The 1,144-nt window shown below is 46.5% G+C and carries 1 rRNA gene; it reads left to right on the forward strand.

From position 1 onward, the window contains the following. Window positions 1–1,144 (forward strand): 16S ribosomal RNA (locus tag P2W75_RS22470); the annotation flags it as partial.

The raw sequence follows: 1,144 nt of genomic DNA on the forward strand, positions 1-1,144 counted from the left end.
TTCTGCCAGTAGTCATATGCTTGTCTCAAAGATTAAGCCATGCATGTCTAAGTATAAGCACTTTATACTGTGAAACTGCGAATGGCTCATTAAATCAGTTATCGTTTATTTGATAGTACCTTACTACATGGATACCTGTGGTAATTCTAGAGCTAATACATGCTAAAAACCTCGACTTCGGAAGGGGTGTATTTATTAGATAAAAAACCAATGCCCTTCGGGGCTCCTTGGTGAATCATAATAACTTAACGAATCGCATGGCCTTGCGCCGGCGATGGTTCATTCAAATTTCTGCCCTATCAACTTTCGATGGTAGGATAGTGGCCTACCATGGTGGCAACGGGTAACGGGGAATTAGGGTTCGATTCCGGAGAGGGAGCCTGAGAAACGGCTACCACATCCAAGGAAGGCAGCAGGCGCGCAAATTACCCAATCCCGACACGGGGAGGTAGTGACAATAAATACTGATACGGGGCTCTTTTGGGTCTCGTAATTGGAATGAGTACAATCTAAATCCCTTAACGAGGAACAATTGGAGGGCAAGTCTGGTGCCAGCAGCCGCGGTAATTCCAGCTCCAATAGCGTATATTAAAGTTGTTGCAGTTAAAAAGCTCGTAGTTGAACCTTGGGTCTGGCTGGCCGGTCCGCCTCACCGCGAGTACTGGTCCGGCTGGACCTTTCCTTCTGGGGAACCTCATGGCCTTCACTGGCTGTGGGGGGAACCAGGACTTTTACTGTGAAAAAATTAGAGTGTTCAAAGCAGGCCTTTGCTCGAATACATTAGCATGGAATAATAGAATAGGACGTGCGGTTCTATTTTGTTGGTTTCTAGGACCGCCGTAATGATTAATAGGGATAGTCGGGGGCGTCAGTATTCAGCTGTCAGAGGTGAAATTCTTGGATTTGCTGAAGACTAACTACTGCGAAAGCATTCGCCAAGGATGTTTTCATTAATCAGGGAACGAAAGTTAGGGGATCGAAGACGATCAGATACCGTCGTAGTCTTAACCATAAACTATGCCGACTAGGGATCGGGCGGTGTTTCTATGATGACCCGCTCGGCACCTTACGAGAAATCAAAGTTTTTGGGTTCTGGGGGGAGTATGGTCGCAAGGCTGAAACTTAAAGAAATTGACGGAAGGGC

It is taken from the genome of Flavobacterium sp. H4147 (genome assembly GCF_029360735.1).
In the GTDB taxonomy this organism is placed as follows: Bacteria; Bacteroidota; Bacteroidia; order Flavobacteriales; family Flavobacteriaceae; genus Flavobacterium; species Flavobacterium endoglycinae.